This is a genomic window from Mycobacterium cookii, assembly GCF_010727945.1.
Taxonomy (GTDB): Bacteria; Actinomycetota; Actinomycetes; order Mycobacteriales; family Mycobacteriaceae; genus Mycobacterium; species Mycobacterium cookii.
Genome location: NZ_AP022569.1, coordinates 578774 through 596567, shown reverse-complemented (window position 1 = coordinate 596567; position 17794 = coordinate 578774). Strand labels below are relative to the sequence as shown.

At 66.0% G+C, this 17794-nt stretch carries 15 protein-coding genes; 6 read left to right on the top strand and 9 right to left on the bottom strand.

Features of this window, described 5'->3' with window-relative positions; genetic code table 11:
• Positions 1-3 precede the first annotated feature (3 nt).
• Positions 4-441 carry a nitroreductase family deazaflavin-dependent oxidoreductase gene (locus G6N27_RS02900; RefSeq protein ID WP_163774995.1) on the bottom strand — a complete coding sequence of 146 codons (438 nt, stop codon included), beginning with the start codon at positions 439-441 and terminating at the stop codon, positions 4-6.
• A gap of 227 nt (positions 442-668) precedes the next feature.
• On the opposite strand from G6N27_RS02900, the gene G6N27_RS02895 reads away from it, so the two are divergent.
• Positions 669-1895 (top strand): fatty acid desaturase family protein, encoded by a 1227-nt coding sequence (locus G6N27_RS02895; RefSeq protein WP_163774994.1) that lies wholly within the window; start codon positions 669-671, stop codon positions 1893-1895.
• Positions 1896-1897: 2 nt separating this feature from the next.
• Here the strand turns inward: G6N27_RS02895 and fadD11 are convergent, their stop codons facing one another.
• The gene (gene fadD11, locus G6N27_RS02890; RefSeq protein ID WP_163781247.1) at positions 1898-3715 is read right to left on the bottom strand and encodes a fatty acid--CoA ligase FadD11; all 1818 of its coding nucleotides are present in this window, start codon (positions 3713-3715) and stop codon (positions 1898-1900) included.
• 50 nt (positions 3716-3765) lie between these two features.
• Between fadD11 and G6N27_RS02885 the strand changes: the two genes are divergently transcribed.
• Positions 3766-4587 (top strand): class I SAM-dependent methyltransferase, encoded by an 822-nt coding sequence (locus G6N27_RS02885; protein WP_163774993.1) that lies wholly within the window; start codon positions 3766-3768, stop codon positions 4585-4587.
• A gap of 9 nt (positions 4588-4596) precedes the next feature.
• Here the strand turns inward: G6N27_RS02885 and dnaE are convergent, their stop codons facing one another.
• The 5 genes from dnaE to G6N27_RS02860 are packed head-to-tail and all read right to left on the bottom strand — an operon-like array spanning position 4597 to position 13358.
• Positions 4597-8139 (bottom strand): DNA polymerase III subunit alpha, encoded by a 3543-nt coding sequence (gene dnaE / locus G6N27_RS02880; protein WP_163774992.1) that lies wholly within the window; start codon positions 8137-8139, stop codon positions 4597-4599.
• A 12-nt stretch (positions 8140-8151) separates the two neighbouring features.
• Positions 8152-11043, bottom strand: coding sequence for an MMPL/RND family transporter (locus G6N27_RS02875; RefSeq protein WP_163774991.1), 2892 nt, complete (start codon positions 11041-11043; stop codon positions 8152-8154).
• Between the two features lie 56 nt (positions 11044-11099).
• A complete protein-coding gene (locus tag G6N27_RS02870; RefSeq protein WP_163774990.1) occupies positions 11100-11531 on the bottom strand; it encodes a type II toxin-antitoxin system Rv0910 family toxin in 432 nt (143 codons plus the stop codon).
• Positions 11531-12334, bottom strand: a complete 804-nt coding sequence (locus G6N27_RS02865) for an SDR family NAD(P)-dependent oxidoreductase (RefSeq protein ID WP_163774989.1) — start codon at positions 12332-12334, stop codon at positions 11531-11533. Before G6N27_RS02865 ends, G6N27_RS02870 begins: the two co-directional genes overlap by 1 nt.
• A 7-nt stretch (positions 12335-12341) precedes the next feature.
• Complete coding sequence (locus tag G6N27_RS02860; protein ID WP_163774988.1) at positions 12342-13358, bottom strand: SDR family NAD(P)-dependent oxidoreductase; 1017 nt, start codon at positions 13356-13358, stop codon at positions 12342-12344.
• A gap of 158 nt (positions 13359-13516) precedes the next feature.
• Between G6N27_RS02860 and G6N27_RS02855 the strand changes: the two genes are divergently transcribed.
• The 4 genes from G6N27_RS02855 to G6N27_RS02840 all read left to right on the top strand — a co-directional run bounded on the left by G6N27_RS02855 (position 13517) and on the right by G6N27_RS02840 (position 16159).
• On the top strand, positions 13517-13924 hold the full coding sequence (locus G6N27_RS02855) for a group I truncated hemoglobin (protein WP_163774987.1): 408 nt from the start codon (positions 13517-13519) through the stop codon (positions 13922-13924).
• Positions 13925-14092: 168 nt separating this feature from the next.
• The gene (locus G6N27_RS02850; RefSeq protein WP_163774986.1) at positions 14093-14911 is read left to right on the top strand and encodes a DUF732 domain-containing protein; all 819 of its coding nucleotides are present in this window, start codon (positions 14093-14095) and stop codon (positions 14909-14911) included.
• Positions 14912-14924: 13 nt separating this feature from the next.
• Positions 14925-15680, top strand: a complete 756-nt coding sequence (locus G6N27_RS02845; RefSeq protein ID WP_163774985.1) for a class I SAM-dependent methyltransferase — start codon at positions 14925-14927, stop codon at positions 15678-15680.
• Positions 15681-15712: 32 nt separating this feature from the next.
• Positions 15713-16159 carry a hypothetical protein gene (locus G6N27_RS02840; protein WP_232064846.1) on the top strand — a complete coding sequence of 149 codons (447 nt, stop codon included), beginning with the start codon at positions 15713-15715 and terminating at the stop codon, positions 16157-16159.
• 2 nt (positions 16160-16161) lie between these two features.
• Here the strand turns inward: G6N27_RS02840 and G6N27_RS02835 are convergent, their stop codons facing one another.
• Positions 16162-17088 carry an RluA family pseudouridine synthase gene (locus G6N27_RS02835; protein ID WP_163774984.1) on the bottom strand — a complete coding sequence of 309 codons (927 nt, stop codon included), beginning with the start codon at positions 17086-17088 and terminating at the stop codon, positions 16162-16164.
• On the bottom strand, positions 17085-17786 hold the full coding sequence (gene lspA, locus G6N27_RS02830; RefSeq protein ID WP_163774983.1) for a signal peptidase II: 702 nt from the start codon (positions 17784-17786) through the stop codon (positions 17085-17087). The genes G6N27_RS02835 and lspA overlap by 4 nt, the downstream gene beginning before the upstream one ends.
• Positions 17787-17794 lie beyond the last annotated feature (8 nt).

Below are 17794 nucleotides of genomic sequence, written 5' to 3'. Positions count from 1 at the left end.
GATTCACTGCACAGGGGTCAACACGAACACCGGAATCTGGCGGTCGGTCTTCTGCTGATAGTCCGCATAGTCCGGCCAAGCCTCGACGGCGCGCTCCCACCAAACCGCCTTTTCGTCGCCGAAGACCTCGCGGGCGTCGTAGTCCTGGGTGACGCTGCCGTCCTGCAGCTCGACGCGAGGATTCTTGGCGATGTTGTAGTACCAGACCGGGTTCTTCGGCGCTCCGCCCAGCGATGCGACGACGGCGTATTCACCGTCGTGCTCGACACGCATCAGTGGCGTCTTGCGGAGTTTCCCGGTTTTGGCGCCGACCGTGGTCAGCAGAATGATCGGCTTGCCCTTCATGTCCGCGGCGTCGGTGCCGCCGGATTCGGCGTACTTATCTGCTTGTTCGCGGGACCAGTCCCACGGGCTGGGAGCGTATTCACCTTCGAGTGGCATACCTCACCCTAAACCTGGCGGCCGAGCTCACCGAGATCTCGAGGTGACCTTCCCGCGATCCGTGCCGTGTAGAGTCTGCGAGCGACGTCGACCATCTACCGTCAGACGCACGGCGCAGAGCCGTCAAGCAGGGGGTAAAGCAGATGCTCCAGCCGTCCAGCTGGCCGATGCGCGCCCCCGTGCGATCAGACCCACCGGGCGACCCGACTCGGGTCCGGTAAGCCTGGATGGCAATCGCCGAGGTACCCGAATACGCCCATCTCAGCGACGCGGACGTCGCCGCGCTCGCGGCCGAGCTCGACACAATCCGCTGCGACATCGAGACGTCGCGCGGCACCAGGGACCGCCGATACATCCGCCGCGCCATCGCCCTGCAACGAGGCCTCGAGGTGGCGGCCAGGCTGATCATCTTGGCGAGCAAAACCAAAGGCGGCTGGGCTGTCGGAACCGTTGCGCTGGCTGCGGCGAAATGCATCGAGAACATGGAGCTGGCCCACAACATCAGCCACGGTCAGTGGGACTGGATGAACGATCCGGAGATCCACTCCGCGACCTGGGAATGGGACATGGTCGGTCCCTCGTCGCACTGGATGTCCTCGCACAATCATCGGCACCACATGTTCACGAACGTCATCGGCGTGGATGATGATCTCGGCTTCGGAGTTTTGCGGGTTACCCCCGAACAGGAGTGGCGGCCGGGCAACTTGTTCCAACCGTTGCGCGCGGTCCTGCTGGCTGCCGCCTTCGAATGGGGTGTGGCCTTTCACGACCTGTACTCGATGCAGGAACGCGAAACCACACAAGCCGCAAAATCGGCCCACAAAAAGACAATGTTCCGCAAGATGATCCGCCAGTCCGTCAAGGATTACGTGATCTTCCCCGCCCTGGGCCGCCGGCGCTGGCGCCGCGCACTCGGAGCCACCGTGGTGGCCAACGGGCTGCGCAATGCCTGGGCCTACATCGTGATCGTCTGCGGCCACTTCGCCGACGGGGCGGAGAAGTTCACCGCGTCGGTCCTGGATGACGAGACGAAGCCGCAGTGGTATCTACGGCAGATGCTGGGCACCGCGAACTTCCGGGCCGGGCCGGTGCTGGCGTTCATGAGTGGAAACCTGTGCTACCAGATCGAGCATCACCTCTTCCCCGACCTGCCGAGTAATCGCCTGCCCGAGATCGCCGGCCGGGTGCAGGCGTTGTGCGACAAGTACGACTTGCCCTACACGACAGGTTCTTTCATCCGCCAGTACCTACTCACGGTGCGCACCATCTGCAAACTGGCTCTGCCGGTCGGGGTTCTTGCGGCCACCGCCGATGATGCCCCAGAGACGGCTTCGGAGAACAAGTTTCGGAATCGCGCCCGGCAATCGGACCTCGCGGTCGCGGGCGACGGTGTGCGGCACAGCGGGTTGGCGACGGCCGTCAGCGCCCATCGCACGCGCCGGAAGGCCAGCTGAGGTCACGCCGGTTGCGTCGCTGACGCGCCCTTCGGCTGATGGATCTCGGGACCCGGTTCGCTGTCGTACAACTCCTCGATCTCCGCGGCGTATTTGGCCATGATCGGCTTGCGCTTGAGTTTCATCGTCAGCGTGATCTCGTCGCCACCGGGCTCCCACAGGTTGGGCAGCACGCGAAACCGTTTGATCTGTTCGACCCGCGACAACTTCGAGTTGCCCTCAGCCACCCCCGCGGAGATCTGCGCGAGCACCTCGGGGTGGGCGGCCAACGCCTCCGGCGACGCGTCGGCCAGTCCGTGCCGTTCTGCGTACGGGCCCACCGAATCGGCGTCGAAGACCAGCAGCGCGGTGTTGAACGGGCGCCCGTCGCCGATCGCCACCATCGCGCCTACCATCGGGCAGGCCGCTTTGACGGTGTTCTCGATGTTGGCCGGCGACATGTTCTTGCCGGCCGCGTTGATGATCAATTCCTTCTTGCGGTCGATGATCCGCAGAAAGCCGTCGGCGTCTTCGTCCAAGATGTCGCCGGTGTGCAGCCAGCCGTCGGCGTCGATCGCCTCGGCGGTCTTGGCCGGCTCCTTGCGGTAGCCCTTCATCACCAGCGGGCCCCGCACCAGGTATTCGCCGTCGTCGGCGATCATGGATTCCAGGCCGGGCAGCAGCTTGCCGACGGTTCCCAGTCGCGCTTCGCGCGGATGGCTTACGCTGGCAACACAACTCAGCTCCGACATGCCCCAGACTTCGGCGATCGGGATGCCGATTGCGGCGAAGAAGGCCAGCGTCTCCCGCGGGATCGGCGCCGCGCCCGACACGGCCCACCTGAGCTGGTCGAGTCCGAGCCGTTCCCGGAGCTTGGACAGCACCAACTCGTCGGCCTGCGCCCATTCGGCGGCAACGTCGTCGGGCAGCGGTCGATCGGCCAGCATAGCCGCGGCGCGTTTCCCCGCGACCGACATTGCCCATTGCAGCGCCTGACGTTTCACGTCGTCTTGTTCGTGGGCGACCGCGAATTCGATTGCCGCTTTGAGCTTTTCCCACACCCGAGGCACAGCCGCCCAGACCGTCGGCCGCGCGTCGGGCAGGGCCGCCGCAATCTCGCGAACATCGGACACCACGGTGACCTGGGTGCCGTACAGCTGCTGGTTGTACAGCGCCATCATGCGGTCGGCGATGTGGGCCGACGGCAGATACGACGTGGTGCGGTCATCCGGGCGGACGTCGAGAACGGCGCCCAAGGCGGCGGCTTCGAACAGCAGATTGGTATGTGTCATCTCGACGCCTTTGGGATTTCCCGTCGTCCCAGAGGTGTAGATGAGGGTGATCACGTCGTCTGGTCGCACCGCGCGCCAGGTGGCGTCGAAATCGAAATCCTCGGCAGCGGCCGCGTACAGCTCATCGAGCGACATGGTGCCGTCCGGCGCACCGTCGATGCAGACGATGTGTTCGATAGGCGCACCGCTGGCCCGGATCCGGTCGACGTACTGCTCCTCGCAGATCACCACCTTGGTTCCGGCGTTGCCGAACACGTAGGTCAATTGCTCGGCGGGCAGCGTGTTGTACACCGAGAACGACGTGGCGCCGAGGTGCTGTGCGCCGACCTCCAACGGGTAGAACTCGATCCGGTTGGCCATCATCAGCGACACCGTGTCGCCGTGGCGAACCCCGATACCGGCCAGCCCGGCCGCGACACGTCGTACTCCCGCGGCGAATTCCCGCCAGGTCATCGTCTGGGTGTCGCCCGGCGTGCGAAGCGCGACGGCATCCGGTTTCACGGCCGCGGACCGCTGAAATGCCTCGCACATGGTGGTCGGCATGCTCATCTTCGAATCGCTCACGCTCACCGAGGCTAGTCCTGCGCTACGTTGCCGGTATGGGAAACGCGATCAGCCGGTTGACGCCCGTCGAGCTGACCGCGTTCGTCACCCAATACGCCCGCGCACTCGACAGCCGTTGGCCCACGCCGATACTCGGCGACACGCTGGCCGACGACATCGTCTCCAAGATCGCCTACGACTTCGACGCCATGGGTGTGCCGTCGAGCGCGGTTCGCCAGACCGCGCTGCGAGCCAAGATGCTCGACGACCGGGTACGCCGTTTCGTCGCCGAGCATCCCGACGCTGTCGTGGTCGACCTGGGTGCGGGACTGGGAACGGCGATGATGCGGGTCGCGCCGCCGCCAACGGTGGACTGGTACAGCGTCGATCTGCCGAATGTCATTGCGCTCCGAGACGAACTGGTGCCTGAGGGTGAGCAAGCCCACTCGGTGGCAGCATCGCTGACCGACGACAGTTGGACCGATCAGATCCCGTCGGACCGGCCCACCGTGCTGATCGCCGACGGCCTGCTGGCGTTCTTGCCCGAGTCGGTGGTCGTCACGCTGTTCCGCCGTATTCCGGAGTACTTCAGCTCCGGTGAGATTGCGATGAACGACTACGGTCGGGTCGGCCGGCTCAACATCGCCGCGATGAAGATCGTCTTCAGTGCCGTCGGAACGCAGTGGGCATACCGCGGTTTCTCCGACCCGCACGTCCCGGAGAGCTGGAGCCCGCGTCTGCGGCTGGTCGAGGAGACCAGCCTGTCGCACGCCCCGGAGATCGACCTGTATCCCGTGGCGGCCCGCGTATCGACCCGGTTGATGGGCATGACCAAATCCGGTGCCCGCACGGCGCGGATCCTGCGGTACCGCTTCTGAGAAGCCGAGCTAGCCGCCCAGACAGCCGGGGCCGAGCAGCGCCTTCAGGTCGCCCATCAGTGCCGGGGACGGCGTCACCCGCAGCGACGCGTCAAGCTCGAGGGTGGTGGTCCGCTCCCCGCTGATCAGCCGCAGGTGAACCTGCGACGTGCCGGGGTGACGCGCCAGCACCTGCTTGAGAGCGCTGACCTTGTCGATCGTGCATTGCCGGGTCGGCAGGCTCACCGCCAGCGGCCGGTTCAGTTGCGCGTTGGAGAAGTCGGGCACCACAAGGTCGTTGGCGATCAAAGCGATCCGGTCGTCGCGGATCGCCACCTTGGCCGTGACCAGTACCACCGCGTCGTCGACGATCTCGCCACCGACAGCGGAATAGGTGTGCGGGAAGAACATCACTTCGATACCGCCGGTGAGGTCTTCCAATTGCGCCGACGCCCAAGGCATTCCGTTTTTGTTGACCCGCCGGTTGACCGACGCCAGGATGCCGCCCACCTTGACCATGGTCTCGTTGGCGACATCGCCGTCGAGGATCGCGGGTATGGCGGTGTCGACCTGGCTGGTCAGCAGGTGCGCGATCCCGTTGAGCGGATGACCGGACACATACAAGCCCAGCATCTCGCGCTCCAACGCGAGTTTGTGCTTGTCGTCCCACTCGTCGTCGGGAACCCGGATGGTGAACACCGAGTCGGCACCGACTCCCCCGTCGTTCGGGTCACCACCGAAGAGGTCGAACTGACCCATCGCCTCGGCCTTCTTGGTGCCCAGCACCGACTCGACGGCGTCGGTGTGCACCAGGAACAGACCCTTGCGAGGATGCTTGAGCGAGTCGAAAGCTCCTGCCTTGATCAGCGATTCAGTGACTTTCTTGTTGCACGCCGCGATGTCGACCTTGTTGAGGTAATCGGAGAAATCGGTGAACTTGCCTTTCGCCGTGCGGGTGTTGATCAGCGAGGCAACAACATTCGAGCCGACATTGCGCACCGCGCCCAGGCCGTAGCGGATGTCGGCGCCGACCGAGGCGAAGTTCAGCCCCGACTCGTTGACGTCCGGCGGCAGCACCGTGATCCCGAGCTTGCGGCAGTCGGCCAGGTAGACCGCGGCCTTGTCCTTGTCGTCACCGACCGAGGTGAGCAGCCCGGCCATGTATTCGGCCGGGTAGTTGGCCTTGAGGTAGGCCGTCCAATACGAGACCAACCCGTAGCCGGCCGCATGCGATTTGTTGAACGCGTAGTCGGCGAACGGAAGGATGGTGTCCCACAGCGCTTTGATGGCTTTGGCCGAGAATCCGTTGGCCTGCATGCCTTCTGAGAAGCCCTCGAACTCCTTCTCGAGCACCTCACGCTTCTTCTTGCCCATCGCCTTGCGCAAGATATCGGCTCGGGCCAGCGAGTAGCCGGCCACCTTCTGCGCGATACGCATGATCTGCTCCTGATACACGATCAGGCCGTAGGTCTCGGCGAGGATCTCGCGCAGGGGCTCCTCGAGTTCGGGGTGGATCGGTTTGATCGCCTGCCGGTTGTTCTTGCGGTCAGCGTAGTCGTTGTGCGCGTTCATGCCCATCGGGCCGGGCCGGTACAGCGCGAGGACGGCGACGATGTCTTCGAATCCGGTCGGCTGCATGCGTCGCAGCAGGTCGCGCATCGGCCCGCCGTCCAGCTGGAAAACTCCCAAAGTCTCGCCACGGCCTAGCAATTCGAACGTGGCGGGATCGTCGAGTGCGAGCGACTCCAGGTCGAGGTCGATCCCCCGGTTGGCCTTGATGTTGCCGATCGCGTCGCCGATGATCGTCAGGTTGCGCAGGCCGAGGAAGTCCATCTTCAGCAGCCCGATCGACTCACACGACGGGTAGTCCCAGCCGGTGATGATCGCGCCGTCCTGCGGGCGCTTCCACAGCGGGATCACCTCGGTCAGCGGCTCGCTGCTCATGATCACCGCGCAGGCGTGCACTCCGGCGTTGCGGATCAGACCTTCCAGGCCGCGGGCGGTCTGGTAGATGGTCCGCACATCGGGGTCGGTGTCGATCAGGCTGCGGACCTCGGCGGCTTCCTTGAAGCGCTCGTGGTTGGGATCGGTGATACCCGACAGCGGAATGTCTTTGGCCATGATCGGCGGCGGCAATGCCTTGGTGATGCGGTCGGCGATCGCGAAGCCGGGCTGCCCGTAGTGGATACGGGCAGAATCCTTCAGCGCCGCTTTGGTTTTGATGGTGCCGAAGGTGATGACCTGGGCGACGCGGTCGTGTCCCCATTTGTCGGCGGCGTAGCGCACCATCTCGCCGCGCCGGCGGTCGTCGAAGTCGATATCGATATCGGGCATCGACGCGCGCTCGGGGTTGAGGAACCGCTCGAACAGCAACCCGTGTTGGATCGGATCGATGTCGGTGATGCCCAGCGCGTAGGCCACCAGCGAGCCGGCGGCCGAGCCGCGGCCCGGGCCGACCCGGATGTCGACCGAGCGCGCGTAGTTGATCAGGTCCGCGACGATCAGAAAGTACGACGGAAAACCCTTGTCGCAGATGACTTCGATCTCGTAGGCGGCCCGCTGTGCGTAGCCGTCAGGCTGCGCGTCACCGAACCGGCGTCGCAGGCCCGCGTCGACTTCGTGGCGCAGCCAGGACGACGGGTCGTGTCCGTCGGGCACCGGGAAGACCGGCATCCGGTCGCACGGTGCCCACACGTCGGCGTACGAGGTGACCCGCTCGGCGATCAGCAGGGTGGAGTCGCAGGCGCCCGGGACGTCACCGTCCCAGATCGCCCGCATCTCGGCGGCCGACTTGAGGAAATAGCCGTCGCCGTCGAACTTGAACCGGTTGGGGTCCGAGAGAGTCTTGCCGGTCTGCACGCACAACAGCGCCTCGTGGTTGTGCGCGGCATCGCGGGTGACGTAGTGGCAGTCGTTGGTGGCCAGCGGCGGAATGTTCAGTGTGCGACCGATTTCCAGCAGGCCGTCGCGCACCCGGCGCTCGATGGACAGCCCGTGGTCCATCAACTCCAGGAAGAAATTCTCGGGCCCGAAGATCTCCCGCCACTTGGCGGCGGCTTCCAGGGCCTCACGGTGATGTCCGAGCCGCAGCCGGGTCTGCACCTCCCCGGACGGGCAGCCGGTGGTGGCGATGATGCCGGCGGCGTGCTCGGCGATCAGCTCCGCGTCCATCCGCGGCCACTTGCCCAGCTGGCCTTCGAAGGACGCCAGCGACGACAGTTTGAACAGGTTGCGCAACCCGGTGGCGTTCTCGGCGACCATCGTCATGTGCGTGTAGGAGCCGCTGCCGGACACGTCGTCGCTCTTCTGCCCCGGGTCACCCCACAGAACGCGGCGGGTCTCGAAGCGTGAACCGGGCGCGATGTACGCCTCGATACCGATGATCGGCTTGATCCCCGCCGCGGTGGCCCCGTTGTAGAACTCGCTGGCCCCGAACATGTTGCCGTGGTCGGTCATCCCGATCGCGGGCATCTCCAGCCGCTGTGCTTCGGCGAGCATTGGGGCGACCTTCGCCGCACCGTCCAACATCGAGTATTCGGTGTGGTTGTGCAGGTGCACGAAGGACTGACTCATAGGGACGCCAGTCTATGGCTGCACACCGACGTGTTCCCGGCGTGTCGCGGAGTGTGTCTCGGACTCGGGCACCGGAATCGGCTCCGGGCGCTGCGGCGGCGGGGGCGGCAGCGGTCGCGACGGCCACCAGTTGGCCTTCCCGCACAGCACGGCGATCGCCGGCACGGTGATGGTCCGCACCAAGAAGGTGTCCAACAGCAGCCCGACCCCGATGATGAAGCCCGCTTGCACCAGGGTGCTGATGCTGGCCAGCAGCATGCCGAACATCGAGGCGGCGAAGATGACGCCCGCCGCGGTGATCACGCCGCCGGTCGACCGCACCGTGCGGATCACGCCCGAACGTATGCCGTGCGGAGACTCTTCTCGAAGCCTGGAAATGAGCAACAGGTTGTAATCGGCGCCCATGGCGACCAAGACGATGAACGTCAGACCTGGGATGCTCCAGGTCAACTCCTCGTGCAGCAGGAACTGGAAGACGACGACGCCGATGCCGAACGCCGATAGGTACGAGATCACCACGGACGCAATGAGATACAGCGGCGCGACGATGGCCCGCAGGATCATGACCAGAATGACGAACACGATCAGAATCGTCATCACGACGATGAGGCTGATGTCCTCGAAGTAGTACGCGCGGGTGTCCCGGAGCATCGCGGTGATACCGGATACCGAGATCGACGCCCCCGTCAATGCGGGCTCCGGGTGAGTCCCGCGCGCGGTGTCGGTGATCTGACGAATCTGATCCATCGCGCCGGTGCCGAAGGGGTAGAGATTGGTCTGCACCAGGTATCTCGCGGTGTGTCCGTCGGGCGAGATGAACGACGTCAACGCGCTCGTCAATCCCCCGCCGGTGTGCGCGGTTTGCTTCATCAAATCCTTGACCTGGTCGATCATCTGTTTGATCGCGTCGGCGTAGTTATGCGGGTCGGGCGGCGGGGGCGTAGGGCGTTCGTTCTCGTGGGCGCCGTCGTTGCCCAGCGTGCGAAGGTCGGTGATGACGTTGTCGAGAATCTGGCGCACATTGCGCGCCGCCGACTCGATGTTGTCGGCGTCGGGCAGCGACTCCAGCTGCCCGGCGAAATCGGAAAGCTTCTTCAAAGCTCCGCCGTCACGGTCGGTGACGGCGACGACGTCCAGCACCGTCACCGGTGCGCCGTTGACCGTGTTGGCGATTTCCGCGATGTCCACCGACATGGCGAAGCCGATGCCACGCACCGTGTTGACGAAATTGGTGGTGTCATCACCGACGTCGACCTGCGCCATGCCCGGGATGGCGGGCAGGCCGAGGTCGGCGGCAGCGTTGCCCGTCGCGCCGACCGAGTAAAGCAGGTTCGTGACGTTGGGGAAGGACCCGGCACCGTCGTCGTTCGATTTGTCCTTTTTTCCTCCGTCAAGTGCCGAATCGGTCCACGAGTCATTCACTTCGCTGTCGGACTTGTCAGACGATTTCGGTTTGGGTACCGGGGCGCCGTGAATGGCTGCGACAGCGGGCATCTGGCGAACTCGCTGTTCCAGCTGATTCAGCGCAGACAGATTCGCCGGCTTGCGCAAGTCTTGTTCCGACTGGACGACGAGATATTCGGGAATCGTTGCGTTCAAAGGGAAATGGCGACCCAGCGTGCGATAGCCGACCGCGCTCTCCACCGATTGCGGCAGCGTCTTGCTGTCGTCGTAATTGAAGTGGGCAAGGAACGCGCAGCCGGCCAGAATGGCCAGCACGACGAGGCTGCCGACCAGATGACTTATGGGCCGGCGCACGATGTGTATTCCCAGTCGCCGCCAGAAACGGGTGGCCACGTCGCGACGTGGCTTGATCCAATTACGCCTTCCGACCAGCACCATCAGCGCCGGAAGGAACGTCACCGCGGCCAGAAACGCCAGTGCAATGGAAATCGCCAGACACGGACCGACATTCCGGAACGAGCCCAAGTGGGTGAAGACCATGCCCATGAAGGTGATCGACACCGTGGCCGCCGACCCGGCGATCACTTTGCCGATGGAGGTCAACGCTCGGACGACGGCCTGGTCAGAAGGCATGCCCTGCCGCAACGAGTCGTGGTAGCGGCTGATCAGGAACACGGCGTAGTCGACTCCGGCGCCCGCCATCATCGTCGTCATCAACGTGATCGTCTGGCTGGAAACGCCCAAGCCCAGTTCGGCGACGCCCGCCACCACCGACTGCGCTACCCCGACCGAGACACCGATCGTGACCAGCGGCAACATCATCGTGACCAGGTTTCGATAGATGACGAACAAGATGATCAGGACCATCAGCACGACGGCGCCCTCGATCGCGTGCATGTCCTTGATACCGATGAACATCATGTCGTCGCCGGTGGCCGCGGGACCGGTCAGGTGCGCCGTCAGCGTGCTCCCGGCGACGGATTTCTTGACGATGTCGGCGACCCGACCGTATGCCGCATGCAGTTCGGGCGTGCCCACCCAACCGGAGAGCACCATGGGCAGATACCAGGCTTTGTGATCCTTGCTGGTCATCGCGTCGCGTAGGGCCGGCGTCGCGACGAAGTCCTGCAGCATCACGATGTCGCGGGTGTCGGGACGCAGGTTGTCCGCCAAGGTGCGGTATGTGCTCAGGTCGGACGGGTCGAGTCCGTTTTCGTCGGTCAGGACCACCAGCAAGACGTTTTCGTTCTCGGAGCCGGACTGGTGAAACGCCTCGGAGATCTGCCGCGTCGTCTGCAGCACCGGGGCTTCGGGCGGCAGGATGGCCACCGGCCGCCGCTCGGCCATCTCGGTCAGCGAGGGAAAGATCATCGACAACACGACGGCGAGCGCAATCCAAGCCCCGATGACCGCCCACGGCCACCGCACGACCACCACACCGATCCAGCCGAAGACGCCCCGGGAACCGGTCGCAGTGGCTTCTTCAGCCCCCCGCAACATCCGGCCAGGCTACCGGGAACATGCCTGCTCCGTGGAATGTTGACGGCGGCGAGCCGCTAGCCATACAGCTCGACGAACTTCTTCAGCGACTTCTCGGCGTCGCCTTTGACCGCACGAGCCGCCGCCGCGCCCACCGGACCGAACAGCGCTCGTCCGCCCAGCTCAAGGCGCAGGCCGAGGTTTGACCCCCGCTTGGTGGGCGACACGGTGAGCGTCACCGTGTATTTCGCGCCACCCTTGCCGGATCCCGACAGCGCGACCCGCTGCGGCGGCTGCCAGGTGGTCACCGTCCACGTCACCCGATTGCGAAACCCCTTGGCCCGCGCGACGCCCACGACCTCGATGCCTTCGCTCAGCTCGTCGGGAAGCTCGCTGCGCCATCCCTCGTGCATCGACAGCCAGTCGCCGAGTTCGGACAGATCGGACACGCGATCCCACATGTCCTGCGGGCTCATCGGCACGTCGGCTTTGACGTCCACGGCTGCCATCAGTGGCTCGGGCCGCCGCGGAGCCTGTTACCCAGACGCAGGCCGGGCAGCAGCAGGGTGCGCGGCATGTATCGGCCGCCGATGCTGACGGCCTTGGGCACGATCCCGGGTACCACGCTGCGCTTCCCGTCGACCATTCCGGCGATGGCGGCCTCGGCGACATCGTGCGGCGACACCTGCGCGATGGGGATGCTGAATCGCTCGGCGTTGGCGATCTCACCCCACTCGGTGGGCACCGGGCCCGGGCACAGCACGGTGACCGACACACCGGTGCCGCTCAGTTCCTCGTGCACAGCCTCGGAGAACGTCTGCACGAAGGCCTTGGTGGCCGAATAGACCGCCATGTACGGCATCGGCTGGAAACCCGCGATCGATGCGATGTTGAGCACCGCGCCGGCGCCCCGTTCGACCATTCCGGGCAACGCGGCATGCGTCAGTTCCATCAGCGTCAGCGAGTTGAGGACGACCTCCTCGGACTCCCGCTCGATCGGCAGTTCCTGGAAGATGCCGCTGGTGCCGAAGCCGGCGCTGTTGCACAGACCGGCGACCGGTTCGGTGCGCAGCCGGTGCGCCAACTTTTCGCGTGCCGCGGAGTCCGACAGGTCGAGCGGCTGCACGTCGACGCCGACCGAGTACTGCCCACGCAGTTCGTCGGCAAGCTCGTCCATGCGTTCTTTGCGGCGTGCGACGAGCACCAGCGGGTAGCCGCGCCGGGCCAGGCCGCGGGCCAGTTCGGTGCCGATGCCGGAGGAGGCGCCGGTGATGACGACGGCTGCCTGGTTGTTCGGTTTCGGAAGACTCATGATCGCCTCACCAGTGGATCCCGCGGGTGGCCCGCACGAACGTCTCGCTTCGGTTGTCGAAATTCGTTGCGCCGCTGTCGGATTCGTCTCCCTTGGCGGCCGACGAGTCGTCGAACATGCTGAAGGCCCGGTTGCGCACGCGGTCCATGACTGCGGGGTTGACGGCATCGGCCAGGGCCGCGAACTGTCCGAAGGGCGAACTGGCCCGTCGCGGCCGCTGCACGATCGCGTCGGTGATCACGCCGGCTGCCTGGTCCGGTGTGAGCGCCGGGAACTTGTCATACATCTTGGTGGGGCTGATCATCGGGGTCCGGACCAGCGCCATGTGCACGGTGGTGAATTTGACGTCGTCGTCGACGACCTCGGCCTGCAGTGCGTCGCAGAGGCTGTCCAATGCGGCCTTGCTGGCGATGTAGGCGCCGAAACGTGGCGCCCGGGTCTGCACACCGACCGAGGACACGTTGATGATCTGCCCGAATCCTCGTTCCCGCATGCCCGGAATGAATTTGAGTATCAGCTGCACGGCGCCCAGATAGTTCAGCTGCATGGTCCGCTGGTAGTCGTGGATGCGGTCGTAGGACAGCGCGAGCGAACGTCGAATCGACCGCCCGGCATTGTTGATCAGCACGTCGACGCCACCGAGGTCTGCCAGCACCTTGTCGGCCATCGCCGCGATGGCGTCCATGTCGGACAGATCGCAGGGGTAGACGTGCGCGATGCCGCCGTCGCTGCGGATGTCGTCGGCCACCTTGTCCAGGTTCTCCTGCGTCCGCGCGACCAGGACCACCTCGCCGCCGGCCGCCGCAATCTTCTTCGCCGCCGCTTCACCGATGCCCGACGATCCGCCGGTGATCAAGGTGATGGTGTCGTCGACGGACTCGCGCAGGGTGCGGCCCTGCACGGCGTCGAGCAGGTTGCGCAGGTAGAACGGTCGATAGCGACCGGCCGAGTTCGGGGTGTTGACGAGGTTGGACACGGCGGCGAACGGCTTCTCGACGAGGCCGGTCAGATCCCCCAGATTCATGGCTTCGCTCCCGTTGGTGATTGCCTTGGATTCCTCCCGAGTCTGCTACACCACCACCCGGTGCAGGTGATTCTGTCGCAATCCGGTTGTTACGCCAGGTAATCGCCCGGTGACGGCCTTCTAACTACCGGGCAACCGGCAGGTGGTGCGCTGTACGCATGGGAATACTCGCCCGTTTTCGCAAGCCCGGCACCGCCACGCTGTACGACACGATCGGCGGTCGCGACGCCCTCGAGGTTGTCGTCGAGGACTTCTACTGCCGGGTGCTCGACGATGATCTGCTGGCCGGCTTCTACGCCGGCGCCGACATGAAGCGGGTGAAAGCCAAGCAGGTCGAGTTTCTCAGCTCCCTTCTCGGCGGCTCGGTGAGCTACAGCGGGCTGTCGATGCGGCAGGCCCATGAAGGCCGCGGGATCACCATGCATCACTTCGCGATGGTCGCCGCGCACCTGGCCGACTCGCTGTGTGCGGCCGGGCTGCACCCGGACACGATCACCGAGATACTTCGCGCCGTCGCGCCGCTGGCCGGTGACATCGCATCGGACGACATCAAGGCGGTCGTCTGACCCAATAACTTCGCCGAGCGTGTGTCGGCTGCGAATTAGCGGCCTGGGTTCTCGCGTCGACCACGCTCGGCGAACCCCACAGCGGAACCGGGGATCTGCGCAATTGCCACCCGCGGCCTAAATTGGAAGCCACAGGTTCGATGGCTTCAGCAGAACGGACACCCGGCAATGGTTTCCGGAATCATTCGTCACCTCCCCGCCGCGGTGGCCGCCGTCGCACTCAGCGTCGGATCAGCGCTGACCGGCGTCACCGCGACCGCGGACCCAAGCCAGGACCAGAGATTCTTCGACCTGCTCGGCCAGAAGGACATACCCCCGGTCGACAACGAGAACAGCCTCGTCACATCGGCCAAGAAGGCATGCTCGAAACTCGATGACGGCATGCCGGTCGGCGATCTTGTCGAGTTGATCAGGAACAACGGCTTCAACGAGAACCCACTCACCCGCCTGCAACCGCAAGACCGGATCACCCGGACCATCGACCTGTTCATCAACGCGTCGGTGGAGGCCTACTGCCCGTACGACAAAGGCAAGATCGCGGGCATCGCGGCGTACCGTGCCGGCGAACCGCCGGTGACGTCCCGGCGCATCGTGCTGACTTCGCTCGTCGGTCCCCTTCCGGCTGGAGACATCGCTCCGACCAAGCCGGTCCCGATTCCCGCGCAACCACCACCGCCGGTGCCGCAGGAGATCCAGCCGGCGCCCCAACAACCCCCGCCGCCACCGCGGCACGCGCCGCCGGTGCCGCAAAAGGCACCGCCGCCACCTGAGGAGCCACCGCCGCCGGCCGAGGCGCCGCAAGAACCCCCGCCAGAGGCCGCACCTCCCGCGCCGGCCGCGCCCGGAGGTGGGGCAGGCGGCGGAAACGCACCCGCACCCGCTGCGCCCGGCGGCGGGGCAGGCGGCGGGGCAGGCGGCGGAAACGCCCCGGCCAGCCCGACGCCGGATCAGCCCTCGCCCCCAGGACATATCCGGCTCGCACCCTGATACCAATGTCCTCATGACCCGGGCATTCGACGATCTGGTTTCCGAAGCCTCTGCTGTGCCGATCGACGGCTGGGACTTCTCCTGGCTCGACGGCCGGGCCAGCGAGGAACGCCCGTCCTGGGGCTACCAGCGGCAGATGAGCGCACGGTTGGCGACGGCGTCGGCGGCGCTGGACCTCGACACCGGCGGCGGCGAGGTGCTGGCCGGTGCGCGGATCTTCCCGCCGACGATGGTCGCGCTGGAAACCTGGCCGCCGAATGCGGCGTTGGCCACCAAGCTGCTGCACCCGCGCGGCGTCGTGGTGGTGGCGGCTCGTGACGAACCACGGCTGCCGTTCGCCGACGAGGCGTTCGACCTGGTGACCAGTCGGCATCCAATCACCGTGCGGTGGAACGAGATTGCCCGGGTGCTGCGGCCTGGCGGCAGCTATTTCGCGCAGCAGATCGGGCCGGCGACGATGGCCGAGCTGGTCGAATACTTCATCGGACCGCAGCCGCAGAAATGGGCCGAGCTGCATCCGGATGCTCAGCGCGCGGGAGCCCAGGCGGCCGGCCTGCAGGTCGTTGACATGCGCCTGGAGCGGCAGCGGGCAGAGTTCTTCGACGTCGGTGCGGTGATCTACTTCCTGCGCAAGGTGGTCTGGACGGTGCCGGACTTCAGCGTCGACCGTTACCGCGAGCCGCTTCGCCGACTACACGAGCGCATCGAATCCGACGGTCCCTTCGTCGCGCACGCGACCCGCTTGCTGGTCGAAGCCCGCAAGCCGTAGCCGGTGATGCGCAGGAATGCGACGATCTGCGTATGAGCATGGCGGGCATGGGCCTGATGGGTGTGGTCGCGGGTGCGTCGACCGCGGGCATCTTGGGAGTGGTGAGGTTGGTGGGCGACACCTGGTTGCCGCGGCTGGCGGCAAGCTCCGAGCAGAAGCACCAGATGATCTCCCAACTGCACTCGCAGCGACACGATTCGGTACAACGCTGGCGAGCGGGTCTGGCCAACGCCCGCGATAGCTATCGCCGATGGGCCGACGGTCCCCGCGACGCCGATGCGCCCAATGTCGTCGGCGACGAATGGTTCGAGGGTCTGCGGCCGCACTTGCCCGCCGCCGGAGCGGCCGCCGAATTCCGCACGGCGCATGAAGTCCATTGCGACAACGCGACGGTGGCGATGCTGTCCCTGGAGATCGGTCGTATCGAGCGCGAATGGGTCGACGAGGCCAAGAGCTTTCCGCGCCGGGTTCGCAGCTGAGCTCAGCCTTCGGCCCGCAGCACGTCGAGTGCGTGCTGCAGATCCTGCGGGTAGGGGCTGACGATCTCCATCTGCCGCCCGTCGCCGGGGTGGGTGAAGGACAGCGAGCGGGCATGCAGCCATTGGCGTTCCAGCCCAAGCTTTTTCGCGAGCTTGGGATTGGCGCCATAGGTGAGGTCGCCGCAGCACGGATGATGCAGGGCGGCAAAGTGTACCCGAATCTGGTGGGTGCGTCCGGTTTCCAGATGTACGTCGAGCAGGCTGGCGGCGACGAATGCCTCGATCGTGTCGTAGTGGGTGCGGCTGTGCCGGCCGTCGGAGGTGACGGCGAACTTCCAGTCGTGGCCCCGGTGGCGGCCGATCGGGGCGTCGATGGTGCCGCTGGAGGGGTCCGGATGTCCTTGCACCAGAGCGTGATAACGCTTGTCGACCGTCCGTTGCTTGAAGGCTCGCTTGAGCAGGGTGTAGGCGCGTTCGGAGATCGCGACCACCATCACCCCGGACGTGCCCACATCCAGGCGGTGGACGATCCCCTGCCGCTCGTGCACCCCGGACGTGGTGATCCGGTAGCCCGCGGCGGCCAGCCCGCCGAGCACCGTCGGCCCGGTCCAGCCCACCGACGCGTGCGCCGCGACCCCGGCCGGCTTGTCGACCGCGACGATGTCGTCGTCGGAGTACAGAATCGTCATGCCCTCGATGTCGACGGGCGTGTTTTCCACCGGTGCCGGCGGCTCGGGCAACCTCACCTGCAGCCAGGCCCCCGGGGTCAGTCGATCGGACTTGCCGGCTTGCACTCCGTCCAGTTCGACCCCGCCGTCCTCGGCCAGCGCCGCGGCGGCCGTGCGGGACAGCCCCAGCAGCCGCGCCAAGCCGGCGTCGACCCGCATTCCGGCGAGGCCCTCCGGCACCGGCATCGAGCGATCGGTCACAGGCTTCGGTCGGCCGTGTCGCCGTCTGAGGCGTCGGCGGCGTCGGTCGCTTCGCCGGCGCTCCACCGGCGCCGCTCCTCCGCTTCGTCATCGGCGGCATCGCTTCGCTCGGCGTCGTCGCCGGACCCATCGTCGCCAGGGCGGCGCCGGCCGACGGTGTCGAAGTCGTAGCCGAGCGCTGAGAGCGTGACCAGCAGGATCGCTCCGCCAACCACCGACGGGTCGGCGACGTTGAACACCGGCCACCATCCGATCGACAAGAAGTCCACGACGTGTCCGCGCAGTGGGCCGGGCGAGCGGAAGAACCGGTCGACCAGGTTTCCCATCGCGCCGCCGAGGATCATGCCGAGGCCGACGGCCCACCACGGCGAGACCAGCCGCCGTCCCATCCAGAAAATCCCGACGACGACCGCGCTGGCGATCACCGTCAGCATCCAGGTGTAGCCGGTCGCCATCGAGAACGCGGCCCCGGAGTTGCGGACCAGCGTCCACGTGATGGTGTCACCGATGATCGGCACCGGCTGCCCCGGCGTCAGCAGCCTGACCGCGAGCACCTTGGTGACGATGTCCAGCGCCAGCACCACCGCGGCCACGGACAGCAACAGCGGCTGCCGCCGCCTCGGCGCAGGAGCCTGCGCGTCCTCGGCCGTATCGGCCTCGGTCACCGGCTCGGCCGGTCCCGTGGGTTGGTCCGTCACCCGTCCAT